Consider the following 26,224-nt stretch of genomic DNA (forward strand, 5'->3'; position numbering starts at 1 on the left):
TTGAATATCGTCGCCGCAACCGTGTGGGTCACTCTTCTGTTGACCACGGGAAGCGTGTTGGGAGCCAACCCCGCGTGGATCCCCTGGGCCACTGGCGCTTTCGTCGTGGCCGTAGTTGGAGTCATCGCAATTCGGGCATTTCGGCGCAGTGACGCTCCGGTTCCCGGCGGCACAATTCCCGCCCGTCGATCTGATCGACGGGGCGGGAATGCGGCTGTGCCGTGCAGTTGTGCCCGTGTCATTCGCGGCCGGCTGATACCCAACTCATGTCGGGTGCTCGGGTTCCGGTGACGGCGTCGGCGAGGGTGTCGAGGACGGCGAGCTGGTCCGCGGTGAGTTCGATGTGCACCGAGCCCGCGTTTTCGGTGACCCGATCCGCATTCCGAGTGCCGGGTATCGGAACGACGGGCAGCGCGAACTGTGTACCTTTCACCCGTAGCCACGCCAATGCGATCTGGGCGGGCGTGGATCCGTGCTGTGACGCGATGTCTGTCAATGGGGCGAGGGCGTCGGTGTTCGTTTCGAATGCGTCGAGTTGAAAGCGGGGTAGATACCGCCGAAAGTCGTTGTCGCCGAGCTGTTCCTGTTTCACTTTTCCGGTGAGCATTCCGCGTCCCAGTGGGGAGTAGGGAACGAATCCGATGCCGAGTCGAGCTGCGGTCGGGACGATGGCGTTCTCGACGTCGCGGCTGAACAAGCTCCATTCGGACTGGACCGCGGCGAGCGGATGGGTCCGGTGCGCTCGTTCTAGTTCGGGGGCGGTTACTTCCGATACTCCGATGTGCCGGACTTTTCCGTCGGCGATGAGCTCGGCCATCGCTCCGATGGTGTCGTCGATCGGGATGTGTGGGTCGACCCGGTGAAGGTAGTAGAGGTCGACGACGTCCACGTCGAGGCGACGCAGGCTGTTGTCGATGCACTGGCGGACGTAAGCCCTGTCTCCGCGGCTTCTGCGGCCGGGTTCGGTTACGGAGGTATCGATACCGAATTTGGTGGCGACGGTGACCTCGTCGCGACGGTCGGCGAGGAGTCTGCCGATCAGTTCCTCGTTGGTCCCGAGGCCGTACACATCTGCGGTGTCGATGAAGTCGATGCCGAGGTTGACGGCGTGATGCAGGGTCTTCAGTGCTTGGTCGGGGTCGGATTCGCCGTACATCGAGGTCAATGCCATGCCGCCGAATCCGAGTGCGGATACTTCGAGGCCTGTTCCGAGGTTCACGTGTGGGAAGTCGGTCATGATGCTGTCTCCTTGGAGGCGCTCGTTTCGGGTCGACCGCGTTCGACTGCCTGTGTGTCCGCGGGTCCGGCCACTGCGGTGAGGTAGGTCCGTATGGCTGCAGGGTTCTGCAGCGAGCCGGTCATGCCCACTATGCGGTCGGGACGCACGACAGCGACACCGCCCTGTCCGAGCTCGCTCGAAACGATCTCGTGGGTGTCGATCACGGTGGGAGTTGCGCTCAGAAGTGTGGTGGGGGAGTGGACCACGACCACGACGTGCAGCCGCGACCCCCACGAGTCGAGGATGGCATGTAAGGCCCGGAGTTCGTCGATACTGGTGATGGTGGCCAGCGCCAGGACTCGTCGGTCATCGAGGAGGTCGGGCAGCAACTTGTCGACCTCTCCGTCGAACTGGACGGGATGCGGGGGCAGGAACTTGCCCGGCGAGATGGTTCGACCGCGCCCGCCCCCGCGGGCCACTGACGGGCCGTAGGCCGTATCGATCTGCGCCAGTTGAGGAACGACACGCCGGGTGAGGAGCCCTGTCGCCGAGAGGATTCCGAGGATTCGGTCGCGGATCCACCGCGAAACGGCAGCACGAGTTGTCCACAGTTTCGTCTGAAGATCGGTCATCGCGGCGACCGATTCTGCGACGGGTCGTCGTTCGAGTTCATATGTTTCGAGTAGTGCTGCATCGGCTCCGTCGACCGCTACTGCTGCAAGTTTCCACGCGAGATTCGCCGCGTCCTGTATTCCGGTGTTCATACCTTGACCTCCCGCAGGACTGTGAATATGTGCAGCGTCGCCGGCAAGGATGAATCGGCCCGACACGTAGCGCGAGGACAGTCTCCGGTGTACTCGAAAGTCGCTCTGCCAAAGCACATTACTGACCCGGAAGCGGCCGAGGCCGCGTTGGCCGAGCATGATGTTGGCGCGATCGGTGATCTGAGTCGGCGGTATGAGCGCAGGGGAAGCGGACTGACGGTGTCCGAGAAATACCCGGTGTCCACCACCTGGGAGCGGGACGACGACCGTCACCCCGTCCGGGTGGAGATGGTACTGAGCCTCCCCGACCGACCCATCGGTTTCTAGGGTGCCGTCCACCAGCAGAAAAGCGTCGTCGTAGCTGTCGCCGTCGAAGTCGATGGCCGCTGTTTTCCGCACGGTGCTGTGTGCACCGTCGGTGCCCACGATCCACTCTGCTGTTGTGGTGAAGCGGATTCCGCTCGGACCGACCAATGACGCCCTCGCCCCGTCGCTGGGCCCGGCAGGGTCCGGATCGAGGGCACCGAGGAACTTGTGCCGCCAGCGGACCGTACCTCCCAGCGCCTGGTAGAGCTCGAGGAGAGCTGCCTCGACGAGGGGCTGCGGAAGGGACAGGGGTTTGTGCAGGCCGGGCTGGTCGAGGCCGGTGAAGTCGACGTGGCCGATCTGTGACCCTTTCGACCAGTACGACGCTCGGTCGAGAGTGACGCCGGCATCGAATACCGCGGGATCGACACCGAGGATGCGCAGGCTCTCCTGGGCGGCACTCCAGAGTACGAGGGCTTTCGGTTCGGTCGAGGGCCCCGACTTGCCGTCGATAATCATGTGGTCGACGTTCCTGCGGGCGAGCTCGCAAGCAAGCGTCAGACCTGTGGGGCCCGCGCCGACGATGAGGACGGTGTGCTCGGTCATGTCCGGACTCCTGACGGGCGAGGCGGGGCGAGGCTGGATTGTTCGGCCGAGATCACGTCCTCGTATCCGGTGGACGGCGCGTCGCGGGGTAGGGGAGAGGCCGCTGCGTGCGGGTCTGCTGCCGCGGGGTCGACGAGGAAGTCCTTGCGTCTGATGAGGGTGAATGCCGCGATCGCACCGATGAGGGTGACGATTCCCGCGATCGTCGTGACCTGATGCAGCGCCGAGATGAACGCGATTTCTGCTGCCACCCCAACGTCCTGCCCGGTCTCTTGCAGCGCCGCGACGGCCCCGGAGGCCACGGCGTCGACGGTGGCGTCGAGCTGGGCCGGAGTCAGGGCGGATCCGTACGCGGTGTCGAGTTCGGATTCGATGGTGCGATGAGCCAAAGCTCCGAGTACCGCCACGCCCAATGCCGCACCGACCTGCTGGAATGTCTCGTTGATCCCAGCTCCCATCCCTGAGTCTTCGGCCCGAACGAGAGCCACTGCCGCGCTCGCACGGGGTGGATTGTGTAGTCCCATACCGAGTCCCGCGATCACAAACCCCGGTAACAACGCCGTCCAGCTGTCACCGACGTCCGCGAATCGAAACAACAGAAACCCGATTCCTGTGCACAACAGCGAGATTCCGATCAGAATCGATGTCGAGATCCGGGCGCTCAGTATTCCGCCCACGGCACCGGATATCAGCAGGACGCCGGTAAGCGGCAGGAACCTCAATCCGGTCTCGATAGCCGAGTAGCCCAGCACGCCTTGCATCCACAGCACCGAGAACAAGATGGTGGCCGTGACGGCGAAGTTGATCGCAAACGTTGCCGCGGACAGGCCGTTGAAGGAACGGTTTCCGAACAGGACCATGTCGAGCATGGGATTGCGGACGCGGCGCTCGACCACAGCGAAGCCGAGGAGGGCGAGCACACCGACCGCCAACGCTACCGCGGTACGTGGGTCGGTCCATCCCACGACGGGTGCCCGGATGATTGCAAAGATCAACGCGAACAGACCTGCGGAGAACAGTGCCAGACCGAGGGGGTCGAGACCGCGGCGCGCGGTCGATGTCTGGTGGTCCCGGACTTTCAGAGCGACGACGGCCAGAATGATCAGTCCCACAGGGATATTGAGGTAGAACACCCATCGCCAGTCCACTTCGGTGAGGATGCCTCCGATCAACGGTCCCGCAGCGATGGCGATGCCCGAGGTGGCCCCGAAGATGCCGAAGGCGGTTCCTCGTTGGCGGCCGTGGAACGTCGCTGCGATCATCGCTGGGCCGACGGCGTACATGATGGCCGCGCCGAGGCCTTGAACTCCACGTGCTGCGTTGAGCAGAGTTGCTGACCCAGCGAGACCGCAAGCCACGGACGCGAGGGTGAAGGCCAGCGCGCCGACGGCGAAGATCCGGGTGCGGCCCAGTCTGTCCGCGATCGAGCCGGCGGTGAGCAGAAACGCGGCCAGTGCCAGGGCGTAGGCGTCGATCACCCATTGCAACTGCTCGAAGCTGGCCGAGAGGTCTCGTTGTATCGCGGGCAGTGCGACGTTGACGACGGTGAGGTCCAAGAAGAGCATGAATGTTCCGAGGCAGACCGCTGTCAGCGTCCACCAGCGTTCGGGGGCCGACTGCAGCGGTTCGGGGGTGCTCATGCGGACTCCTCGAGGAGCGCGTCCGCGGTGGGTTGCGCGGCCGGCTGCTGGCGTCCGAACCAGGCGTCGATTGCCTCGATGGCTCCCGCGGTGTCGGTGAAGTGATGTATCTGCATTCCGTGCGCTCGGGCGGCTTGGCAATTGCGTAGGTCGTCGTCGACGAACAGGCATCGAGCGGCAGGGACGCCGAGTCGTTCGGTCGTCCGGCGGTAGATTTCGGGTTCGGGTTTGCGGACACCTTCGTTCGCGGAGACGACCTCGACGCTGAACAGGCCTGTGGGGACGATTCCTCGCCACTCGGGTTCCCATTCTCGGACGTTGTTGGTCAACAGTCCCAGAGTTCGTCCTTCGGATTTCAGCGTGTGCAAGTAGTCGAGAAGTTCCGAGTTGGGGACCCGGCCGGAGAACCATGCCGGCCGGAACTGTGACAGGTCGATAGCGCGTCCGGTCATGGTTTCCAGTGCCGATCCGACTCGGTCGAGGAAGGCCGCTTCGGTGATTTCGCCGCGTTCGAGCGGGGCCATGATCGTTTCGTCCGGGTCATCGTGCGCGGTGAACAGGGCACCCATCAGGTCCTCCGGTTGCACGGACATGTACTCGGTGAACGCCGCGATGGTGTCGGCGATGGGGTTGGTCAGGACGCCGCCGTAGTCGACGACGAGAACGAGGGGACCGGTGTCGATACTGTTGTCGGACATCGTCATCCCACCTCGACCTGCGAGCGGACGATGACGACGTCACCCTGGACGAGTTCGAAAGATGCGACGATCCCAGTCCCGGACTCGGTGGGTGCGGTGTCGATCAAGCGGCAGTAGACAGGAAGCTCGTGTTCGGCGAAGTCGAGGAACTGGATGTCGTAGCGCACCGGGGAACCGACCGACGATTCCGGCAGTGAGTGGGTGTCGAGGACGGCGCACACCGATGCCTGCCTGCACGCTTCGGTCAAGAGCATCCCCGAGACGTGGTCGACCTTGTGATCGGAGAGCGACGGGTGGTTGTTGTCGACGACGACCTCGTACGTCGTGTCGGGGTGTTCGGTGCCGGTGGAGGCGATGACGACGTTCTTCGAGTCCCGCCGGGCAACGCGTGCAGGCGGAAGCGGAACGGCGGCAGAGGTATACGGCTGATCGGGGGTGTTCTTCGCTGCCCGCCCGGCCGCGCGCATCTCGGCGAACATCTGCTTGGGCATGAAGCTCAGGGATCCGACGAATTCGCCGACAGGCACGCCGTCGAGAACGGTCTGGTACCTACCGACTGCCCCGGTCAGGTACCCCTCGACGTGGAACCGCTTCTCGAATTCGACTCGGATGACCAACCGGCCCGGTGTTTCCCCGACCTGGAGGGCAGCGAGGTCGGTCACCGACACCGAGGCCTTGCGGAAGACGAACGCCCAGTCCTTGGGTACTCCGTAGAACTGGTGACTGATCAGGATCGAGGCCTGCCTGCATGCCTCCACGAGGATCATGGGGTCGTACCGGTCGTCGAGTCGGTCGCTGTAGAGGGCATGCCCTCGCGGTAGCTGCGCGGCGACGACGAATCGGTTCTCGCCCGTCGCAGCAGCGTCGGTGAGGAAGACCTCGCTGACAGCTGCGCGGTGGACGAGGCTTCGCGGCACAGTGCGATCGAATGTCAGTTCACTGGCGATATCGAACGGTGGTGTGGTGACAGTCATTTCTTCCCCCAGGAAGGTGGTCGCAGATTTTCTGCTTTGTGCGAAACGCACCGATCGGTACGTGGTTTCAAGTACAGCGCCACGTTTTCGATAAGTCAATTCTTTTCACGTTAATTCCAAATGTTCGGAAAGTGATTCCCGTAACAATATAATTTCAGTTCGAGCGCAGATATACCGCCAGTAATTCGAGCACTATTGTGAGCCTGTGCACACGGTTAAGTGCACAGGCTCGCAATAGTGCGTTCAGCTATTTGATGCCGATCTGATGCGGTCAGTGGGGTTGTCGGGCGTCGAGCCACTGGTCGAGCGAGTCGAAGACGATGGCGGCGTTCCGTGCGTGGCCCATGTAATGGCCTGCGTGAGGAATCGTGATCGCCTTTCTGTCCGATGTTCCGGTGAACGATGCAATATGTTCGTCACCGAATTGCACGCGTGCGTCGTCCTGTCCGTAGAGGCCGAGAACTGGAATGTCTATGCTCGACATTTTGGCCAGGTCGAGAAGAATTCCGGGGCCTTGTGAAAGCATGTCGCCGCACGGGTGTTGGTTCTGATAGGGCGCTGCTGTATCGATTACTTGTTGTTCGGTATCGGCATAGTTTCCTGTCACGAATTCAGTGGTTCCTTGGTCGTAAAAGGTGTAGCCCTTGGCGGCGGGATTGTTTTCCGATGCCGAGCCTCCGGTGAGGCAGCGTGGTGTGGCGGCGAAGAATCTGACGTAGGCCTCGGGTGTCAGTCCGCGATCGGCCCAGTCCATGACGACGAGAGCGTCGACGTCGTCGAAGGTGTAGGCCTCGATCTGGACGATCTGCCCGCCGTTCGACTGGCCGGCGAGGGTGATGTGCCCGAAGGTGGGGGCCGTTCCGGATGCATCCCATTGATAGGTGCCGGTACGCAGCGCTTGGACGATCTGATGGGCCATCGTTGCTTGGGACCCCACGCACATGGCCCCGCCTGCCGGAGCGTCGCTCGTGTCGTATCCGAGTCTGTCGATCGTCAGTGAGGTCTGTCCGCGAGCGGCCATTTCGTAGGTGTGGTGGTATCCCTCGACTGGAAGACGCCAGTACCATTCGCCGGCTGCGATGCCGTGTTCGTAGAGGGTGATGGCGTTGCCGAAACCCTCTGCGGGAGCGGTGAGATGGCCACGGATGGTGTAGGTTCCGCCGTCGGCGGTGCACGGGACGGCTGTGTCGTTGGTGTTGCGGACTGTGAAGGACACCGGTACGTCGATCACGTCCGATCGGGTCGGCTGCGCGGAGGCGATGGCCGTTCCACCGAGAAAGATGGCGGTCGACGCGACGGTTATCGCAATCGCGGCGAGGAGCCGTGAGAGGGGGTGATGGCGGCTGTCGAGCATGGGGTACTCCGATCGGGGCGGGGATGTGGTGGCTGGGAGCGTGCGAGTGCAGTGCTCATACAGGGGTTTTGGGTCTTCCAGGGTCGACTTCGGTACCAGGTGTATCGACGCGTGGAGCATCGGTGATGCCGATGAGCTGGTGCAGGCGTGCCAGTGGGCGCGGTGCCCACCAGTTCCAGCGGCCGGTCAGGGCCATGATGGAGGGGACGAGGATCGCTCGGATGACGGTGGCGTCGATCAGGACCGCCAGTGCCATGCCGATTCCGAGTTGCTGAAGGAAGGTCACCCCGGAAGTGGCGTAGGTGGCGAAGGATGCGGCCAGGATGAGAGCTGCTGCGGTGACGACGGGTGCGGAGCGTGAGATGCCATCGATGATGGATTGGCGATTGTCTCCGGTACGGTCGAATTCTTCTTTGATGCGCGAGAGCAGGAAGACTTCGTAGTCCATCGACAGGCCGTAGGCGATGCAGAACATCAGGATGGGGATGCTCGGCTCGATGGCACCGGTAGGGGTGAAACCCAGCAGCCCAGCAAGATTGCCGTTCTGAAAACCCCACACCAGGACACCGAACATGACCGTCAGTGACAGCAGATTCAGAATGGTGGCTTTGATGGGGGCGATGATCGATCCGGTCATCACGAACAGAATGGCGAAGGTGATCAGTGCAATGAGCACGGCCACGAGCGGGAGCCGGGCGGTGACGCCGTCGGTGTAGTCGTCGAGCATCGCGGGTGAGCCGCCGACGAGTACCTGGCCGGGAGGCTCCACCGACCGTACCGCGGAGACGAATCCGGCTCTGTCGTCCAGTGATTCGCGAGTCGGTACCACCGAGAGGTAGCTGCCTGCGGTGTCGGGAGTGAAACGGACGGCGCCGTTCGGTGGAGCAGTGAGCGCCCTGTCGGGTTCGACGGTGCCCAGTGCGCTGTCCACTCGTAGCACCTGGGGCAGTGCTGCGAGATCGGAGGCGTACCGAGCGAGGCCGTCCGGTGCGATGGTCGGTGCGACGAGCAGAATTGCGTCTGCATCCTCGCTGGCGTAGTCGTCGCGGATGGTGTCGTACAGGGCGCGGACCGGAACCGACTGCGGCAGGATGCGATCGTCCGGTGCGCCGAACCGAACGCCTAGTACCGGCGCTCCGAGCAGTATCAAGATCACCACACCGGCGATCGCGAACACTGCAGGTCGGCCGGTCGTGGCCACGGTGATCCGCCGCCACACGGTACTTCCGTCGGTGTCCGGTTCCTTGCGCCGTAAGGCGCGGTGCCCGAGCAGCACCAATGCGGCCGGGAGTACGACCGTAGCGGCGAGCACGGCGGTGGCGACGACGGCTATCCCGGCGTAGGCGAACGAGGCCAGGAACGGGAACGGGAAGACCAGCAGAACGGCCAGTGACGCGGCGACGGTGGCGCCGGAGAACATGATGGTGCGTCCGGCTGCCTGCGCTGCTCGCTGCACGGCCAACGTCAGGTCAGCGGTGCGGCGGGCTTCCTCTCGGAAGCGGTAGATCAGGAACAGTCCGTAATCGACGCCGAGTGCAATGCCCATCACCAGCGCGATGTTCGCCGCGAAGGTCGATACTTCGGTGAAGGCTGCCACCACGCGCATGATGGCCAGGGTGCCGACGACGGAGAACAGTCCGGTTGCGAAGACCACTGCGGCGAGACGGAGCCGCCGTAGGACGGCCCACAACAGTGCGATCACCAGCGGGGCGATGATCAGCTCTGCTCGGAGAAAGTCGGTCCTGGATTGTTCTGCGACGGAGCGGAACACCTCGTCGCTGCCGCCGAGAGCGATGTCGATGTTCGAGGTAGCCGACCGGCTGAGTGCCTCGTCGAGAGCGGGAAGGACCTGTTGCCGGATTTCGGTGGCGTCGCCCGGTGCCCACGCCTGGATCAGCGCCGAGCTGCCGTCCCCGGCGGCGAGGGTCGGAACCTCTTCGGTCCAGTAGGACCATGTGTCGTCGATGCCGGGGAAGGTGTCGACGAACTCGGTCAGACGTAACCCGTCCGCGGCGACGGCCGAGCTGTCGACGTCGCCGGTCTTCGCGGTGACGAGGATGGTGATGTTGGGTGTGCCGGTCTGAAAGGTGTCGTTGAGCAGCGCCTCGGCTGCCGCAGACGGGGCGTTGGTCGCCTCGAACCTGTTCAGGGACAGTGCATTCATCGCACCGGCAGCGACTGCTGCGAGCACGAGGAAGAGGACGCCGGCCACTACGAGGGTGAGGCCGGGTCGAGTTGTGGCGAATCGGGTGGGCATCGCGGGTCCCCCTGCTACCGTGGATACGAGCGATTGCTCGTGATTTGCGAGAATACGAGCGAAAGCTCGTCTTGTCTACCGGAAAGCCTGGAGTTCACATGCCGAATACCTCGACGCCAACTACCTCTCCTGCACCCAAGCGTCAGGATCGCGGACTCAAGCGCATCGCTGCGATCCTCGACGGTGCGGAGGAGTTGTTCGGAGAAGTCGGGTTCGACGCAGCGACCACGAACGCTATCGCCAGCAAATCGGGCATGTCACCGGGTTCGCTGTACCAGTTCTTCAGAAACAAGGAAGACATCGCCGCAGCATTGGCGGAACGCTACGTCGTGGAGTTGACCGACGCCCAATCGGCCGCGGTCGATCCGCGACCGGACGGCTTCGTGGAATCTCTACCGCAGTTCATCGACCGGGCCGTCGACAATATGGTCGCCTTCAATGCGGCCAATCCGGCTTTCCTGCAACTGTTCTCGCGAGCAGATACCCAGCCTGCCCTGTATACCGCAGTCGTACCATTGCAGAGCGAACTCTCCCAGAGGGTCGCCCAGACCTTGGCCGCACTCGCACCGACCCTGTCCAGCGAACGCATCGACCTCCACGCGCTGGTGGCCTTGCAGATCACCCGCGGAATGATGCCCGTCATCGCCGCAGAAAAAACTAACAAGAAGGACCAGCTCGTGACCGAGCTCAAGGCGGCACTGATTCGTTACCTGTCCGAGGCACTCGCCTCACCCTGACGGAACAGAGACCCGCGCCGCCGCAGGCCGTGCGTACTCCCAGTCTGAAAAAAGCTGCAGCAGTAGCTGTTTTGACGTTTTTCAGTTGTGCTGCCAGCAATCACTGCTTTTCGTACACTATGGGATCCGCGCCGATCGATACTTCGATGCGTGGTGGAGCATTCGGTCGAGGCTCAACGCCCCGCGTCGTATGCTCGGTCAGCGATCGGCGACCTTAGGCGCGCACCCGGCGGCGGACCATGCGACCGGCGTGCATCGCCGCAACTTTGGTCCAATCAGGGTGTGCAATTAGCCGTCACAGCTGGACCGATGACCGCCGGACTCACGCAGGTTCCGGTGTTGCCGCGCCGGTCACCGCATGACCTGGGGGACGGTTCGCTGTTTTTCGTTCTTTGGGTGTGTCGATCAATGCGTTATGTGCAGCATCGCGTACCCAGCCTGTGATTCTGTCGAGGGTTTCGGATGGCAGGTGCCATCGTTGCCAATACAGGGGAATGGTGACGTTGTGGTCGGGGTCGAGGTGAACGAGTGTCCCGTCGGCGAGGTCGCGTGCGATTTGTCCTTCCGGTAGCACGCCCCACCCGAGTCCGAGTCGAGCTGCAGTCAGGAATTCGCGGTTCGATGGGAGGTAGTGGATCGGGGGCTCACGGTGCGCCTTGATCTTGCGTAGATAGGCGTGTTGCAGGTCGTCCTTTTTGTCGAATCGCAGCATCGGGAGGCGGCTGGGATCGCAACCGTCGGAGTCGGCGTCGCGAATGAGTGAGGGTGCGCACGCGGGCCAATAGACCATGGCTCCGAGCGGTTCGACCGTACAGCCAGGTGCTGCGGTGCGTGAGGTCGTCACGGCGGCCATGACCGCGCCTTGACGCAGTAGAGCGTCTGTATGGTCCTGATCTTCGATGTGGAGGTCCAGCAGTATCCGTCGGTCGACGGCTATCGCTTTCATCACCGGTTGGAACCACGTCGAGACCGAATCGGCATTGATAGCAAGTGAAAAGCGCAGCGGTGCAGCAGTATTCGTTGTCGTTGAGCCGCCGCGTAGCTCAGCGTCGGCGTCGACGGTGAGGACTTCGATCTGCCGCGCGAGTCGGAGCAGGGCTTGCCCGTTTCTGGTGGGTAGTACCGGCCTGGTTCGCTGTAGCAGCGCGGCCCCCGACGCTCGTTCGAGCGCGGTAATGCGTTGGCTGACTGCAGAAGACGAGATGTGCAACGCCGTTGCAGCTCCCTCGAACGACCCTGAATCGCAGATCGCGGCAAGTGTGGCGAGCTGATCGTGGTTGTACATCCACAAATACTAAACCTAGATCAGCGATACTTAGGAAACGTGCATCGATGCTGGAGCGGTCGTACCGTTCTTGCCGTGAACAACCCCGTTCTGGCCTATCTCCCCGTCGCTATCGTCTTCGGAATAATCCCAGGTCCTGACGTCATGTTGGCGGTCAAGCACTCGCTTACCGGCGGTGTGCGTCACGGCATCGCCGTAGCTTTGGGTGCGGCGACGGGGTCGATGGCCTGGGGCATCGCTGCGGCCGTGGGGTTGGCGTCCTTGCTCACCAGCGTCCCCGGGGCATTCGACGCGGTACGTATCGCAGGTGCCGCCTACCTGGTGTTTCTAGGAATTCAGAGTATCTGGCAGCGCAAGGGCAGCTTCACCGACGTCGATGCCGCGACTTACAACGCGCACCAGCCGAAGTGGTCGCGAGCGTTCATGACCGGTTTCGTCGCGGACCTGTTGAATCCGAAAATGGGTGCGTTCTACCTGGCGGTGCTGCCGCAGTTCATTCCGCGCGACGGGAACGTTTTCGTTTGGTCCATGCTGCTCATGTCGATCGAGTTCGTGGTGGCGCTGATATGTCTGTCCTCGTACGCACTTCTTGCCTCGTCCGCTCGCCGGTTCTTGGAGAAGGGCCGCTTGGGGGCGTGGCTCGAGCGTGGACTGGGTGTTGTTCTGGTGGGATTCGGCGTCCGGCTGGCCTTCGAGTAAACACCCCCGCCGTCCGAGCCCTTCTCCCTTCGCTCTTTCAACTACTCGACCCGAGCCCGACCTGACTTGATTGTGTAACGACGCCTTGGCCCGGGTCCGCGCCCCGGGCCGTCCAATCCCGCCAGGTCTTGGCTTTGCCGTGCCCTAACCCGAACTTTCCTGTACCGAAACCGAACCATCACGCACACAGAGGGGTACCGATCAATGAGCGAAAAGCTCTGGGGTGGAAGATTCTCCACCGATATCACCGACGATGTACTTCGCTACACAGAGACAGCATCGGTAGACAGCAGAATGCTCGAACACGACCTGTGGCAGAACATCGCTCATGTTCTGATGCTCGGTCGCGCGGGAATCAACACCGAACCCGACACCAAAGCGCTTCTCGCTGGGCTGCTCGACATGGAGAGCAGCCGAGCCGACGGTGGATTGCAGCTCGACGTCCGACAAGAAGATGTGCACCTCAACACCGAATTCATGCTCATCGAACGGATCGGACCCGTCGGCGGCCGCATGCACACCGCACGGTCCCGAAACGATCAGGTGCAGACCGACGCACGCATGGTCACCCGCGAGTGGCTGCTCGATGCCAGCGAAGAACTGCTCATGTTCGTGCAGGATCTGCTCGGGTGCCCCGAGTCGGAACGAGAAGCAGTTCTACCCGGCTACACGCATTCGCAGGCAGCGCAACCGATTTCGGTAGCATTTTGGAAGGCTGCGCACGCACAGGCCTTGCTGCGTGATGCCTCCCGACTGATGGATGCCTGGAAGCGCATCAACATCAATCCGCTCGGCGCGTGTGCGCTCGCCGGAACTACATTCGCCCTGGACCGCGATTACACCTCCCGGCTTCTCGGGTTCGATGCACCGATGGTCAATGCGCTCGATGCGACGTCGACGAGGGACTGGACAGTCGAAGTAGCGGGCGCAGCTGCCAGCGGTGCTGTGAATCTATCTCGCATGCAGGAAGAGATCGTCACCTGGAGCTCGAACGAATACGCTCTCGCCGAAGTGCACGATTCGTTCGCGACCGGTAGCTCGATCATGCCGCAGAAGAAGAATCCGGTGGTTGCAGAACTGGCGCGAGGGAAGTCCGGTCGCGCGGTGGGTGCGCTGGTGCAACTGCTGGTGATGGAGAAGTCGGTCGGTCTCGGGTACAGCTGCGACCTGCAGGAGGACAAACCGGTTTACTGGGGCGCCCTCGATACGTACCTCGACACCATTCGCCTGTGCCGACGCCAGAACCTGCACACCGCGTTCGACGGTGCTCGCGGCAGAGCCCTGTGCTGGGACAACTTCTCGACCGCGACAGAGATCGCCAACATCTTGGTCTCTCGGTTCGACGTTCCTTTCCGCACAGCCCACCGCATCACCGGTGACCTCGTCAACGCCGCCCTCGCAGCCGGTCACACCCTGCGCAACGTCGCGTTCACCACCACTTTCCTCCGCGAGGAACACGACATCGACATCAGTGAGGTCGACATGAAGCAGATATGCGATCCGCTCCACACACTGCGCAGCTACATCTCTGCCGGATCCACCGGACCGACGCGGGTCTCCGAACAGCAGGAGCAAGGCCTGGCCGACGTGACCGACAGACTCGCCGAAATCCGGCAAGCCAGAACCCGCCTCTGGGAGGCGAAGGCGGAATGCCTACGAGCAGCGCGATCCGTCGTCGGCGGCGTGAGCGTGCCCGAACTCGCGATGGAGGTCGGGGTATGAGCATCGTCCTGGCATATTCCGGCGGATTGGACACATCCGTTGCCGTGCACTGGCTCAAAGAGCGCTATCAGACCGAGGTCATCGCGTACTGCGCGAACCTCGGCCAAATCGAGGACCTCGAGGCCGTCTCGAAGCGCGCAACCGCGGCCGGCGCGTCGGAAGTTATCGTCGAAGACGTCCGAGACCTGTTCCTCCACGACTATGCAATCCCGGCTCTCGCCGCCGGCGCTGCATACGAGGGAAAATATCTTCTGGCTGCACCGTTGTCTCGACCGTTGATCGCCGAGCGGCTGGTCAGCATCGCTCGCGAACGCGGTGCATCCGCAGTCGCTCACGGTGCCACGGGCAAGGGAAACGATCAGGTCCGGTTCTACACCTCCGTGCGGGCGTTGGCTCCCGAGCTCGACATCCTCGCACCTGTCATCGATTGGGAAATGACCTCCCGCGGTAGCGAAATTGCCTACGCCGATCGTCACGGTATCGATGTGGGTGTCAGCAAGACGACGCCGTACAGCATCGACACCAATATCTGGGGCACCAGCATCGAGTGCGGGGATCTCGACCTCATCGACCACGCTCCACCGCCCGATGCATGGCAGATCACGACCGCGCCGGTGCAGGCACCGGATCGTCCAACAACGATCACGATCGAGTTCGAAGCAGGCATCCCCGTCGCTCTCGACGGCCGCAAGCTCGACCTGATCGACCTGGTCAGCGAACTCGGGGACACAGCGGCCGCGAACGGTATCGGGCGTACCGAAATTCTCGAGAGCCGCATCGTCGGATTCAAGAGCCGCGGAATCTACGAAGCACCCGCTGCAACAGTTCTTCTCGCTGCACGAACCGATCTCGAAGCACTCGTACTGGACCGAGAGACGCTCCACCACAAGCGGTCCATCGCCGACCAGTACGCAGAGTTGGTCTACTACGGCTACTGGTTCACCGATCTGCGTGCAGCACTCGATGCTTACTGCGCCCGTCTGGCTCACCGCGTGACGGGCACAGTGACCGTCGAGCTGTACAAGGGCTCCGCTCGATGCATCGGCCGGACGTCCCCGAAATACGGCCGATACAGCTCGGCTCTGGCCGATTACGAAGAGGCAGACACCTTTCTACACGAAGCAGGTGCCGGATTCGCGTACTGCTGGGCTCTCCCACTCACCGAAGGAGTTGTCACTCGATGAAAGACACCCGCTCTGTTCTGCTCATCTCCGACGGATCACGGTGGGGCGAACTCGCCCACGACTTTCTCCGCCGCAGATTCGCCGACGTCGACTGGTTTGCCTGGGACTACGGCGATCCAGTAACTCGATCGTTCGATCAGTGGCACGGGTGCGACCTGCTTCTGTCCTTCAAATCGGACTTCATCCTGTCCGAGGCCACACTCGATCGAGTGCGGGAACTGGCCGTGAACTTCCACCCGGCGACCCCGAACTACCGAGGGATCGGCGGATATCGCTACGCGATCGACGACAACCAGACGCAATTCGGGGCCACCTGCCACATCATCACCCCGAAGGTAGATGGCGGTCCGATCATCGCAGTCGACCGATTCGACATCGTCCCAGGCGAATCCGAGACGAGCTTGAGCGAACGCACCGCCGCCGCCGCACTGGCTCAATTCCATCGAATCGTCACCACAATATGCAACGGCACCGCTATCAGCGCCGATCACAGCGAACAATGGGGACAACGTCTCTACACACGCCGCGCCCTCGACGCAGACCGCCGAAAGCGTGGGGAGCTGGTCGAAGCGTGAGAACACTGCACTCACCCTCCGCCACCCACGAGCCCCACGATCGGCCCAGGTCGCCCGAAGCCCATGGCGGTACTGCAGTTCGCAACGGCCCCTTGGCGATCATCGAATTCGACGGTGAAGGACACAACACGTTCTCCACAGACAAGATGCGCGGCATCACCGAGTTGGTCTGGCAGCTAGGGGACACCCCGGATGTCGAGGGGCTGGTTCTGTACGGGGGAGACGGTCGATCCTTCGGTGTCGGCGGTGACTTCAACGAAGTCAAGGACTTCACGGGAGGCTCCGAGGTCAACCGATGGATCGACGCCTGCGTGGACATGTATCGAGCAGTTCTGTCGATCTCGAAACCGACCGTGGCAGTCATCGACAAATACTGCATCGGCATCGGTCTTCAGTTGGCACTGTGCGCCGACTGGCGCATCGGAACGTCGACGTCGGACCTCCGTATGCCCGAGCTCAAGTTGGGTATCTCCTGCATACTCGGAGCTCCGCTCCTGCAACGCCGAGTAGGGCCTGCCGTGGCGAATCGAATGATCATCGGGTGCGATCGATGGCTCGGTACCACCGCACTCTCCGACGGCCTCCTCGATGAACTCGTTGCAGCCCATAGTGACCCGCTCGCTGCAGGATGCACCCGAGCACAGGCACTGGCCGAGTACCAATCGGTGCCGTTTGCCCGCACCAAGGCGTTCGTCAACCACGATCTGCTGCTCGACATGGAACGAGCCCGTATTGCAGCAATAGCCGGCCACCGAGCGGGGTTCGCTGCAGGCGATGCGGCCCAACAGAAGATGCGCACAATTGTCGGAGACAACCCATGACCCCAACCGATCATGGGTGGGTCGTCTTTTCGCACAGCGGCCGCATCCGCCGTGTTGGCGGACATACCGGCCCCGTTCTGAACCGCAACGACGGAACAGTCATGATCACGACGCCGCTGCACGGCGAATGCCGAGTCTTTCTCTCCCGCACCGATGATGCACGGACATGGGCGGTGGGAGCGCAATTCGCGGCGACCGCCGCGAGTGTCGGTCACCGCGCAGGAACCACCACGGCACTTCGCCCCGGGACGACTCTGGTCTGCTCCGCCGACGGAGAGTTGTCGGTGCACCGCGCTGTCCCCCGATCGTCGCCGTCGGGCGGTGTCCCAGGGTGTTCGCTCGAACAGGCCATGGGGTGGCTCGACCATGGATTACGCACTGCAGCAACGGAAATCGCATCGTCGGGTCGTCCCATTCGCTTACTGCTCTCCGGTGGTGTCGACTCCGGACTCCTCGCCTCCTACTTGTGGAGGGCCGGTGCCGACGTCCGTGCACTGACCCTCCGCACACCCTGGGGTGACGAAATCGACGGTGCCTCTCGAACAGCGCGCCACGTCGGTCTGCCGCTCGACGTCATCGACGTCACCGCACAGGAATCGACAGCGGCGATCTACCCGCGCATGCAGCACACTCAATCCGATGATGCAGAAGTCATCACCGTGCATCTGCTGGTGACAGTGGCCTTCGAGTTGGCGCGAGCATGTGGTGCCGACCTCGTGACCGGACTCGGCAGCGATCTGCTCAACGCCGGAAGCGATTTCGGTATGGGCGCAGTCGCCGGCGATCTGAACGAACGTATCGACGACGCCAGCGCATCAGGAATGATGGTGACCGGCCAATTCACCCCAGGGCCGCGCATGTACCACCCGTACTGGAGTCCTGCTCTACTGCACCTTCAACAGAGTGTCCCCGCTCAGCTGAAGACCGTCGACGGCATCGAAAAGTACTACCTCCGCGAGCTCGCGGCCTACCAACTGCCCCGTGAGACTGCGTTCGGGAGAAAAGTCGCAATCCACCAAGGGGCGGGTTTGTCAGCAGGGTTGGACGGCGCGCTCGGAGAACAACTGGCTGCCGTCTGTGCCCAAATCCGGGCACAGACCCTCGATGAGGTCCCTCTGGGAAACCACGATGTTGCGGTCGGCGGTGAGCAGCGGTGACGGCCACCGATCCCGGAGATCTCGCGGCAGTGGCCACCCGGGATGGATTCGCTCTGGTCGGCGACGTCGACTTCGGCAGAAGCGACTTCGAGGTCTTCGTGCAGGGGCTCGGGACTCTCGCCACACATCGGTTCGGCACCGGAAGCGCAGGTCTGCTCGATCTCGACGCAAGCCCGCTACCGGACCGCGTCGTCACCGGGCGCAGTGCCCTGCCTCTGCACACCGACGGCACACTTGTCGGGACCTGTCCCAAATACATTGCGCTGTATTGCAATGCAGTCGATCAGCCCACAGGATCCGGACGCACAGAACTCTGTCTGCAATCGGATCTACTCGATGCAACACTCCCACCGGACCTGAGCACGGTGACCGACGTGGATTGGGAGTACTACGTCACCGACCAATCCCACTTTCCCGACGTCGCGCACCGCTGGCTGTCGATTCCACCTGCAGTGCGATCAGCAACGGGGACAACGCGGTTGAACGTGGCACTCCCGTTCACCGAGGAACGGACCACCCCCGCAGGATGGTCGGTCCGTCTGGCGGGCTCGACCGAAGAAGACAGCCGGGCCGTCTTCGCACGGCTCGACTCCTACCTGCGGGGCAGTACCAGCTTCTACTCGCACGACTGGGCCCCGGGTGATCTTCTCGTCCTCGACAACGAACAGGTTCTGCACGGGCGGACAACGATCGAACCGGGCAGCGTCAGACACTTGTTCCGAGGACAGATCAATGTCTGACGCGCGAGGGTTCCTCGCCGCACTGAACAGCATGCCCCAACAGGATCAGGACGCACTTCACCAGGGACGACGCCATACGACGTTCGGGGAGCTGTCGGCCGCGGCGATGGCATGGCGTGATGCACTGGCACCGGTGATCGACGAAGGCGACGTGGTCGTCGTCGATCATCACCCCGGGGCCGCAGACTTCGTTGCAGCACTACTGGGAACGATGGCCGCCGGCGGCGTGCACCTGGCGAGCCGGACGCGGCATCCAGCATGGGACCGACTGAGCGCACTGGGCCGCCGCTGGCACGCCATTACCGACCACGACATCGACCCCGACCTGCCCGAACTGGCCTCCGTGTTCGATGCAGCAACCCGAAAGCTCCGATACTGCAACCCAACGCGTCAATGCGACGTGACCGAGCACGACACCGTGCGAGGAAGAATCCTCGAAACATCCGGATCGAGTGGTGAGCCGAAATGGGTGTACTGGACCGAGGAATCGCTGTTCGCCGACCGCACCGACTGGTGCCAGCAGCTCGGTCTGACAGCCGACGATGTGATCATCAACATCCACCCCCTCGATTTCGCGCACGGGATGGACGTTCACGTTCTCGCGGGCTTGCTCTCGGGAGCACCCACGGTGCACCTCGACGCCGGTCTCCCGGCCTCTGCCCACGCGAGAGCGATTTGCGACTGGAACGGTACCTATATGAGCGCCCTTCCCTCGCACTACGACGCGATCGCAGCGTCACCGGCGGCATCGGAGCGAATGGGTGAACACCTGACCACCGCACTGACGGGCGGGGCTCTCCTGACGCCGACCACTGCGCGACTGATCCACCAGCGGTGCGGGGTCCACCTACGCAGGCTCTACGGGGCCACCGAGTGCGGCATCATGTGCGCAGATCTGCGGCCACAGTTGCAGAGCGCGGCCGAACTGCGGCCCCTACCCGGGGTGGAGATGCGAGTGCGCCCCATCCACGGAATCGACGCAGATACCTATCGAGTGGGCGAGCCCGAATTCCGCCGAGCGCACCGAGCCGAAGGCTACTGGGGACACCCGGACCGTACACAGAGCGCATTCACGGACGGCTGGTATCGAAGCGGGGACGCGGTGATGGTCCACGACAACGGTGCCATCAACGTCCTGGGCCGCATCGATGACGTATGGACAAACAACCACGGTCAACTCTGTTCGGCAGGCGTCCTGGTCGACGAGATCACCGCACTCGACGAGGTCGACGAGGTCGTCGTCTTCGCCCCAACGGCCACAGGAGCAGACACACCGACGACAGTACTGTGCCGCCTGGCACCCACCGGGGCAGACCTCGGACGAATCCACCTTCGCGTCACCGAAGTGATGAACAGCTGCGGTCTCATCGGAAAGATCACTCTGATGTCCGACTGGCCGAAAACGTCTGTCGGCAAGCCCGACCGGCGCGCATTGCTGGCATGGTGCAGAGCGTCCTGAGTTCGACATCACACGGATCAGAAAGGGCAGACATGAGCGCCGCGTCCCCACAAGGGTTTCACTGCTGGACAACCCATTTAGGACTGGCAGACGAAGGTAAAGACGACTTCTCCATGGTCATCTCCGACAGGCCGTGCACCTCGTCGGTCGTTTTCACGAAGTCACTGTTCGCGGGCCCCTGCGTCACCTTGAGCAAGACCTCGATCGAGCAGACCAGTCCGCGCGGGGTCCTCGTGTTGGCGAAGAACGCCAACGTCGCGACCGGCGCGGAAGGGCTCCGCAACGCCAGCGAGATACGCGCATCCGTCGCACGAACCGTAGGAATCGAACCCGATGCCCTGATAATGGCCTCCACCGGAGTCATCGGAGTGCAATATCCGATGGACACCATCCGCGCCGGACTCGACGGGCTCGGCCAGGGAACACCACTCGACGCGCACGCGGTGGCCCGAGCGATCATGACCACCGACACCCGCGCCAAGGTCTCCGAACGAGCCGTCGGCACCAGCACCATCGTTGGAATCGCGAAGGGCGTCGGGATGATAGAACCGGACATGGCGACCATGCTGTCGTTTGTCTTCACCGACGCCGACGTCCCCCAGGACACGCTCAACCGAATCTTTCGTGACGTTGTCGACCGCACCTACAACTCGGTCTCGATCGACACCGACACCTCCACCAGCGACACAGCGGCGGTCTTCGCCAATGGTGCCGCCGGCCCGGTACCCGATACCGAGTTCGAGCAGGCTCTCGAGGAAGTGTGCACGGATCTGGTGAAAATGATTGCCAGCGACGGCGAAGGTGCGACCAAGCTGATCGTCACTACGGTCTCGGGTGCATCGAGCGAGCGCCAAGCGCGCGTGGTCGGGAAGTCGATCATCAACTCTCCCTTGGTCAAGACGATGATCCACGGTGAAGACCCCAACTGGGGTCGAGTTCTCATGGCTATCGGAAAATGTAGCAACGAGGTGGACATAGAACCCGACAGAATCCGAGTCGCATTCGCGGACATCGATGTGTATCCGAGCTCGTCACTCGACCAGCACGACACCGTCGAGGTGGTTCGTGAACACCTTGCAACTGCCACCGTCGAGATCAACGTAGACCTCGGAATCGGCACCGACACCTGGAGAGTGTTCGGTTGCGACCTCACCGATGAATACATTCGAATAAACGCGGACTACACCACATAGAGATCACTCCAATCACTTCACCAACAGGCCGCAGTAACGTGGAGTGGGCATCCGGCCTCGACGCCTCGACCTGTCGAAGCCGTTACAGCACGTCGCCTGTGGCCGTTGATGTTGCCGGTTCTGCCGGACTCTGGACATGAGCAAATTAAAGACCGAACACGATTCGCGCCGGGGGGCGAAAATGGCTGCAACCGATAGAGAACCTTCAAAAAGGTTCCGAGACAATGCCCATAACGACCGCAATGCCACAACTCTGATCAAAACTTCCGACCACGCATCTAGCGAAGAGCGTAGTCACGAGCTGTACACCGTGTACGGAACCGCGTGTCACGCGCCTGAACGACAGTGTATGACACGACTCACTGCGCGAATAGTCGATGGGGACAGCTTAGCGTCGATTCGGTGCGGACCAGGAGAAATTACTCGTCGACAGGTTGATCTCGAAGCCGATCCACGATTCTCCGTGAGGATTCAATACGTCTTATCGGGCGAAGTAATTCTGTCGCAGAACGGCGTCCAAATATCGCTGAAGAGTGGAGGCATTGGCCTATACTATAGCGATTACAGTTATACAATGACTGTAACCCGTGCCAGCTGTTTAGCGGTAGTCACGTTACGGCAGAGGGTGGGCTCAAGAGAAGACTTCGACGCCGCCTCGGGTCGAGGTCTTCGCGTTGTGCCAAACGCTGAAGGTACGGGGAAAATACTCTCAGATACTTTACATTCTACTTCGAGAGAAATTGGAATGCTGAACACGTTCACGGCTCATAATGTCATCTCAGCCGTTCGATTACTGGCGTGGGAAGGAATGCACCCGCCCCATGGCCACGCACCGCCTGACCAGCAATCCGGCCTCGTAGCGACGGCGCGCTTGATGATCGAGAAGAATCTTTCTGATCCCACGCTCAATCCCGACCTACTCGCGCGCAAACTACATGTATCGGTTCGTCAGCTGCATCGCGCTTTCGAGCGAGAGGAGCGAACTCTGTCCGCTTATATAGCATATGAGCGCATTGAAAGGTGCGCTGCCGATTTGATCGACCCAAGCTTACAACAGATACCGATAGGCGACATCAGTGCGCGGTGGGGGCTTAGTGACCAGTCGAGACTTTCTCGGCTATTTCGCGAGTTGAAGGGTTGCTCGCCTTCGGAATTCAGAAGGTTTTACGCGGAACCCAGCTAATTCGAGAACACATCCACCGATCAATTCCGAGTGGTCAAGACCGGAACGAAGGTTCTCGTACCGGCGCGCCGCGTCGACGTGATCGAACTCGCTGGGCAACAAGTACACGACCGGGTGACGGATTCATCAAGACAAAATTCTTGACCTTGCTCGAGGTAGTGACGGTCCGGCTATCCGTCCACGGTAGCTACCACGCAACTCCGTCACGTCCGCGCGCACTCGCGCCGATCGGGGCATCGCCTTCACGGCATAAGACGATTGATCTGCGGGTTCTCGCGGTAGACGTGGCTGTAGTCGTTGTCGACTTTGGAGGGCCCGACTCCGAGGACTTGATCGTTGGCCGGTTGCGGCTTCCATGGTCTCCTCACGGCCGGCGCAGATGGGTGCCTACCTGCACTGGACCCCGTAGGGGACTTCGACCCCACTTGTCGCACGGTGCCAAAGTTTTGTCGCTTCGCGACGAAGAGCTGTGGAGGTATTTCCGCAATTAATTTCGATAAGTAGCGTCGAAGACATCATCAAGTCGCCGACCTTGCAGGTCGCAATGGTTCATTCGACATGTCGACTTGAGATACAGAAATGATGGGGAGAACCGAAGAAGGAGACTGTGATGATCTCGGCAGATCAATATGCGCGCGATAGCTATGAACGTGAGTTGAAAGCTCACTGGGACGCTAAAACAACCGATGACATCAATCTCCTACTGGGCGCTGATGATGATCTTTACCACCATCACTACGCGATTGGCGATTTCGACCGCTCTATTCTGGATTCCGTAGGTGAGGAGCGAGAGAACGCGATTTTGCGAGAGTTGCATCGAATGGAGAATGATCAAGTCGGACTGATCCTCGACGCCCTCGGTCCTTTGCCGCCCAACTCTCGCGGCATGGATGCCGGGTCAGGTCGCGGGGGAACATCTTTTCGTCTCGCTGGAGCGACGGAGAGCCGAATCGACGGCGTCAATTTTTGCGAACATCACGTCGCGTTCGCCGAGCAGATCGCACGCAAACGCGGTTGGGATAGCCGCGTTCAATTCCACCTCGGGAACATGCTGCAGGCACCATTTCCTGATCACACTTTCGATTTCGTGGTCTCAAACGAGACGACGATGTACGCCGACGCGTACGAAGCAATGGCCGAGTTCTCCCGCCTACTGCGACGGGGCGGTCGCTACGTAATGACCACCTGGTGCCGCAACGACGCAGTCGACCCACGCTCGGACGCGACAAGGCAGATCGATGAACATTACGTATGCCGAATGCACCGCCGAAGCACTTACTTCAAGGCCTTCGCGGCAAACGGCCTGATTCCGTACCGCGTGGCTCAGTACACACACGAAGCTATGCCGTACTGGGAGCTACGCAACAACAGCAAACTCCGCACCGGCGTTGAGGATGCGTTCCTCAGCGGCTACAGCGACGGTTCACTGAACTACCTAGTGATTGCGGCCGAACGCATCTGAGACATCCACCCGGAAACCACAAACTTGAAGGAGCCTGAAATGCCGAACCTCGACGTGGCAGTCCTCGGCCAGCATGACGTACAGCAGCGCCGCTACTGGGATGCCAAAAAATCCGACGATATCAACCTGCTGCTGGGCACTGAAGACGGCTTGTACCACCACCACTACGGAATCGGTGACTACGATCACTCTGTACTCGCTGCACCTGCGGAGCTGCGGGAGTCACTGATCCTGCGCGAACTTCACCGGATGGAGTCGCTGGAAATCAACCTTATCGTCGATGCATTAGGGGAGGTCTCACCGAGCTCTCGTGTCATGGACGCGGGATCGGGGCGAGGCGGAACGACCTTCACAATCGCTGATCGATTCGGCTGCCGGGTAGACGGGGTGAACTACTGCGCTCACCATGTCGAGTTCGCAGAGAAGTTGGCCCGTGAACGCGGGAGCTCGGACCGTGTGCAATTCCACTTCGCAAACATGGTTCAGGCCCCCTTCGAGGACAACACCTTCGATTACATCGTCTCCAACGAAACCACGATGTGTGTCGACCTAGGGGAGGCGTTCACCGAGTTCGCCCGGTTGCTGCGCCCCGGCGGCCGCTATGTCGCAGTCACCTGGTGCCGCAACGACGTAGTTGCTGAGCGTTCCGAGGCATCACGGTTGATCGACGAAGAATATCAGTGCGCTATGCACACCCGCAGTACTTATTTCCAAACTCTGGCAGCAAATGGTCTGGTGCCGTATCACGTTCAGCGATACACCGACGAAGCCATCCCGTACTGGGACCTGCGCAACCAGGCAGCGTTGCGCACAGGTGTCGAGGAACCATTCCTCCAGGGCTTCCGCGAACGCAGCATCGACTACTTGGTTATCGCGTGCGAGCGTCTGTAGCGGTGGCCTGAGATATCCGAGTTATCCACGCGCCAGCGATCCTCGGCATCGGCGCGCCACTTCGTCCTTCTACAAACAATCGAAGGGATTCCGGTATGGCCGGAACGGCTGATTTACCTTTAGAAATGCGACGCAACGGCCTGAACCCGACCGAAGAGCTCGCCCAGGTCCGTGACCGCGACGGTGTTATCCCAGTAGGAGAACTCTACGGGGCCCCGGCTTTTCTCGTCTGCCGTTACGAAGACGTCCGGCGAATCTTCGCAGACTCAAACCGGTTCAGCAACGCCCACACGCCAATGTTCGCAATACCCAGCGGCGGCGATGTGATTGAAGATGAACTAGCCGCCATGCGCGCCGGTAACCTCATCGGACTCGATCCCCCCGACCACACCCGCTTGCGTCATATCCTTGCTGCGGAGTTCTCAGTGCACCGGCTCAGTCGCCTGCAGCCGCGCATCGCAGAGATAGTGGACAGTGCATTGGATGGTCTCGAGCAAGCCGGGCAACCCGCCGACCTTATGGACCGTTACGCGCTACCAGTCTCTTTGCTCGTACTGTGTGAGCTGTTGGGAGTGCCCTATGCCGATCGCGACGAATTGCGAGATCGAACAGCACGCCTCCTGGATCTGTCGGCATCTGCAGAACAACGAGCGGTTGCCCAGCGAGAAGACCGTCGATACATGGCCACCCTGGTTACCCGTGCGCAGGAACAACCCGGTGACGACTTGTTGGGAATTCTGGCGCGCAAGATTGGCGACAACCTCAGCACCGACGAACTTATCAGCATCATCAGTCTGATCATGCTCGGTGGACACGAGACCACAGCAAGCATGATCGGCCTCAGTGTACTGGCCCTTTTGCATCACCCGGAACAAGCCGCCATGATGATCGAGGACCCGAACTGCGTCAATTCCGGAATTGAGGAATTATTGCGGTGGTTGTCGGTCGCCCATTCGCAGCCACCGCGCATGGCAGTAACCGAGGTGCAAATCGCCGGGGTGACCATTCCGGCAGGATCTTTCGTCATCCCGTCCCTATTGGCCGCTAATCGCGACAGCAATCTGACGGACAGACCCGACGACCTCGATATCACCAGGGGAGTAGCCGGTCACCTCGCCTTCGGGCATGGCGTCCATTTCTGTCTTGGGCATTCACTCGCTCGGATGACCCTGCGCACGGCCGTGCCGGCGGTACTGAGGCGCTTTCCCGACCTAGCCCTCTCACCCTCGCACGACGTTCGGCTCCGCTCCGCCAGCATTGTTCTCGGCCTCGAAGAACTACAGCTGACGTGGTGAGAA

General features: G+C 61.7%; 22 protein-coding genes. 14 read left to right on the forward strand and 8 right to left on the reverse strand.

Features of this window, described 5'->3' with window-relative positions; translation table 11 throughout:
• Positions 1-238 precede the first annotated feature (238 nt).
• From CH281_RS00435 to CH281_RS00465, 7 genes are all read right to left on the reverse strand, one after another.
• Entirely contained in the window at positions 239-1,237 is a 999-nt protein-coding gene (locus tag CH281_RS00435; RefSeq protein ID WP_015586110.1) for an aldo/keto reductase, read from the reverse strand.
• The gene (locus CH281_RS00440; protein ID WP_015586111.1) at positions 1,234-2,895 is read right to left on the reverse strand and encodes an FAD-dependent monooxygenase; all 1,662 of its coding nucleotides are present in this window, start codon (positions 2,893-2,895) and stop codon (positions 1,234-1,236) included. Before CH281_RS00440 ends, CH281_RS00435 begins: the two co-directional genes overlap by 4 nt.
• Positions 2,892-4,535, reverse strand: a complete 1,644-nt coding sequence (locus CH281_RS00445; protein ID WP_015586112.1) for an MFS transporter — start codon at positions 4,533-4,535, stop codon at positions 2,892-2,894. Before CH281_RS00445 ends, CH281_RS00440 begins: the two co-directional genes overlap by 4 nt.
• Positions 4,532-5,233, reverse strand: coding sequence for an HAD family hydrolase (locus CH281_RS00450; RefSeq protein WP_052047793.1), 702 nt, complete (start codon positions 5,231-5,233; stop codon positions 4,532-4,534). Before CH281_RS00450 ends, CH281_RS00445 begins: the two co-directional genes overlap by 4 nt.
• Positions 5,234-5,235: 2 nt before the next feature.
• Positions 5,236-6,207 carry a ScbA/BarX family gamma-butyrolactone biosynthesis protein gene (locus CH281_RS00455; protein ID WP_015586114.1) on the reverse strand — a complete coding sequence of 324 codons (972 nt, stop codon included), beginning with the start codon at positions 6,205-6,207 and terminating at the stop codon, positions 5,236-5,238.
• 271 nt (positions 6,208-6,478) lie between these two features.
• Positions 6,479-7,561, reverse strand: coding sequence for an alpha/beta hydrolase (locus tag CH281_RS00460; protein WP_015586115.1), 1,083 nt, complete (start codon positions 7,559-7,561; stop codon positions 6,479-6,481).
• 55 nt (positions 7,562-7,616) lie between these two features.
• Complete coding sequence (locus tag CH281_RS00465; protein WP_052069823.1) at positions 7,617-9,818, reverse strand: MMPL family transporter; 2,202 nt, start codon at positions 9,816-9,818, stop codon at positions 7,617-7,619.
• Positions 9,819-9,916: 98 nt separating this feature from the next.
• Here CH281_RS00465 and CH281_RS00470 point away from each other — a divergent pair, with 98 nt between their 5' ends.
• Complete coding sequence (locus tag CH281_RS00470) at positions 9,917-10,555, forward strand: TetR/AcrR family transcriptional regulator (protein ID WP_015586117.1); 639 nt, start codon at positions 9,917-9,919, stop codon at positions 10,553-10,555.
• A gap of 322 nt (positions 10,556-10,877) precedes the next feature.
• On the opposite strand, the gene CH281_RS00475 is transcribed toward CH281_RS00470, so the two are convergent.
• Positions 10,878-11,840 carry a LysR family transcriptional regulator ArgP gene (locus CH281_RS00475; protein ID WP_015586118.1) on the reverse strand — a complete coding sequence of 321 codons (963 nt, stop codon included), beginning with the start codon at positions 11,838-11,840 and terminating at the stop codon, positions 10,878-10,880.
• 75 nt (positions 11,841-11,915) lie between these two features.
• On the opposite strand from CH281_RS00475, the gene CH281_RS00480 reads away from it, so the two are divergent.
• From CH281_RS00480 to CH281_RS00540, 13 genes are all read left to right on the forward strand, one after another.
• Complete coding sequence (locus tag CH281_RS00480; RefSeq protein ID WP_032364998.1) at positions 11,916-12,539, forward strand: LysE family translocator; 624 nt, start codon at positions 11,916-11,918, stop codon at positions 12,537-12,539.
• Positions 12,540-12,743: 204 nt separating this feature from the next.
• Positions 12,744-14,261, forward strand: coding sequence for an argininosuccinate lyase (gene argH, locus CH281_RS00485; RefSeq protein ID WP_052047792.1), 1,518 nt, complete (start codon positions 12,744-12,746; stop codon positions 14,259-14,261).
• The gene (locus CH281_RS00490) at positions 14,258-15,445 is read left to right on the forward strand and encodes an argininosuccinate synthase (protein ID WP_015586121.1); all 1,188 of its coding nucleotides are present in this window, start codon (positions 14,258-14,260) and stop codon (positions 15,443-15,445) included. Before argH ends, CH281_RS00490 begins: the two co-directional genes overlap by 4 nt.
• Entirely contained in the window at positions 15,442-16,020 is a 579-nt protein-coding gene (locus tag CH281_RS00495) for a formyltransferase family protein (protein WP_032364999.1), read from the forward strand. Before CH281_RS00490 ends, CH281_RS00495 begins: the two co-directional genes overlap by 4 nt.
• Positions 16,017-16,841: an enoyl-CoA hydratase/isomerase family protein gene (locus CH281_RS00500; protein ID WP_052047791.1), complete on the forward strand. Its 825-nt coding sequence runs from the start codon at positions 16,017-16,019 to the stop codon at positions 16,839-16,841. Before CH281_RS00495 ends, CH281_RS00500 begins: the two co-directional genes overlap by 4 nt.
• Positions 16,838-17,998, forward strand: coding sequence for an asparagine synthase C-terminal domain-containing protein (locus CH281_RS00505; RefSeq protein ID WP_179274072.1), 1,161 nt, complete (start codon positions 16,838-16,840; stop codon positions 17,996-17,998). The genes CH281_RS00500 and CH281_RS00505 overlap by 4 nt, the downstream gene beginning before the upstream one ends.
• The gene (locus CH281_RS00510) at positions 17,995-18,738 is read left to right on the forward strand and encodes a TauD/TfdA family dioxygenase (protein WP_015586125.1); all 744 of its coding nucleotides are present in this window, start codon (positions 17,995-17,997) and stop codon (positions 18,736-18,738) included. The genes CH281_RS00505 and CH281_RS00510 overlap by 4 nt, the downstream gene beginning before the upstream one ends.
• Positions 18,731-20,197: a class I adenylate-forming enzyme family protein gene (locus tag CH281_RS00515; RefSeq protein ID WP_032365002.1), complete on the forward strand. Its 1,467-nt coding sequence runs from the start codon at positions 18,731-18,733 to the stop codon at positions 20,195-20,197. The genes CH281_RS00510 and CH281_RS00515 overlap by 8 nt, the downstream gene beginning before the upstream one ends.
• A gap of 32 nt (positions 20,198-20,229) precedes the next feature.
• Positions 20,230-21,390: a bifunctional glutamate N-acetyltransferase/amino-acid acetyltransferase ArgJ gene (gene argJ / locus CH281_RS00520; protein WP_032365003.1), complete on the forward strand. Its 1,161-nt coding sequence runs from the start codon at positions 20,230-20,232 to the stop codon at positions 21,388-21,390.
• A gap of 874 nt (positions 21,391-22,264) precedes the next feature.
• The gene (locus CH281_RS27495; RefSeq protein WP_368665489.1) at positions 22,265-22,573 is read left to right on the forward strand and encodes a helix-turn-helix transcriptional regulator; all 309 of its coding nucleotides are present in this window, start codon (positions 22,265-22,267) and stop codon (positions 22,571-22,573) included.
• Positions 22,574-23,183: 610 nt separating this feature from the next.
• Complete coding sequence (locus tag CH281_RS00530; protein ID WP_015586129.1) at positions 23,184-24,035, forward strand: SAM-dependent methyltransferase; 852 nt, start codon at positions 23,184-23,186, stop codon at positions 24,033-24,035.
• 39 nt (positions 24,036-24,074) lie between these two features.
• Positions 24,075-24,926, forward strand: coding sequence for an SAM-dependent methyltransferase (locus CH281_RS00535; RefSeq protein ID WP_032365004.1), 852 nt, complete (start codon positions 24,075-24,077; stop codon positions 24,924-24,926).
• Between the two features lie 95 nt (positions 24,927-25,021).
• A complete protein-coding gene (locus CH281_RS00540; RefSeq protein ID WP_015586131.1) occupies positions 25,022-26,221 on the forward strand; it encodes a cytochrome P450 in 1,200 nt (399 codons plus the stop codon).
• Positions 26,222-26,224: the final 3 nt, after the last annotated feature.

The sequence above is a fragment of the Rhodococcus sp. 06-221-2 genome, from assembly GCF_002258365.1.
GTDB classification, from domain to species: Bacteria; Actinomycetota; Actinomycetes; order Mycobacteriales; family Mycobacteriaceae; genus Rhodococcoides; species Rhodococcoides fascians.

Coding starts and splice junctions, on each gene's coding strand:
- CH281_RS00435 (WP_015586110.1), bottom strand. CDS start 1,237: ATGACCGACTTCCCACACGTGAACCTCGGAACAGGCCTCGAAGTATCC.
- CH281_RS00440 (WP_015586111.1), bottom strand. CDS start 2,895: ATGACCGAGCACACCGTCCTCATCGTCGGCGCGGGCCCCACAGGTCTG.
- CH281_RS00445 (WP_015586112.1), bottom strand. CDS start 4,535: ATGAGCACCCCCGAACCGCTGCAGTCGGCCCCCGAACGCTGGTGGACG.
- CH281_RS00450 (WP_052047793.1), bottom strand. CDS start 5,233: ATGTCCGACAACAGTATCGACACCGGTCCCCTCGTTCTCGTCGTCGAC.
- CH281_RS00455 (WP_015586114.1), bottom strand. CDS start 6,207: ATGACTGTCACCACACCACCGTTCGATATCGCCAGTGAACTGACATTC.
- CH281_RS00460 (WP_015586115.1), bottom strand. CDS start 7,561: ATGCTCGACAGCCGCCATCACCCCCTCTCACGGCTCCTCGCCGCGATT.
- CH281_RS00465 (WP_052069823.1), bottom strand. CDS start 9,818: ATGCCCACCCGATTCGCCACAACTCGACCCGGCCTCACCCTCGTAGTG.
- CH281_RS00470 (WP_015586117.1), top strand. CDS start 9,917: ATGCCGAATACCTCGACGCCAACTACCTCTCCTGCACCCAAGCGTCAG.
- CH281_RS00475 (WP_015586118.1), bottom strand. CDS start 11,840: ATGTACAACCACGATCAGCTCGCCACACTTGCCGCGATCTGCGATTCA.
- argH (WP_052047792.1), top strand. CDS start 12,744: ATGAGCGAAAAGCTCTGGGGTGGAAGATTCTCCACCGATATCACCGAC.
- CH281_RS00490 (WP_015586121.1), top strand. CDS start 14,258: ATGAGCATCGTCCTGGCATATTCCGGCGGATTGGACACATCCGTTGCC.
- CH281_RS00495 (WP_032364999.1), top strand. CDS start 15,442: ATGAAAGACACCCGCTCTGTTCTGCTCATCTCCGACGGATCACGGTGG.
- CH281_RS00505 (WP_179274072.1), top strand. CDS start 16,838: ATGACCCCAACCGATCATGGGTGGGTCGTCTTTTCGCACAGCGGCCGC.
- CH281_RS00515 (WP_032365002.1), top strand. CDS start 18,731: ATGTCTGACGCGCGAGGGTTCCTCGCCGCACTGAACAGCATGCCCCAA.
- argJ (WP_032365003.1), top strand. CDS start 20,230: ATGAGCGCCGCGTCCCCACAAGGGTTTCACTGCTGGACAACCCATTTA.
- CH281_RS27495 (WP_368665489.1), top strand. CDS start 22,265: ATGATCGAGAAGAATCTTTCTGATCCCACGCTCAATCCCGACCTACTC.
- CH281_RS00530 (WP_015586129.1), top strand. CDS start 23,184: ATGATCTCGGCAGATCAATATGCGCGCGATAGCTATGAACGTGAGTTG.
- CH281_RS00535 (WP_032365004.1), top strand. CDS start 24,075: ATGCCGAACCTCGACGTGGCAGTCCTCGGCCAGCATGACGTACAGCAG.
- CH281_RS00540 (WP_015586131.1), top strand. CDS start 25,022: ATGGCCGGAACGGCTGATTTACCTTTAGAAATGCGACGCAACGGCCTG.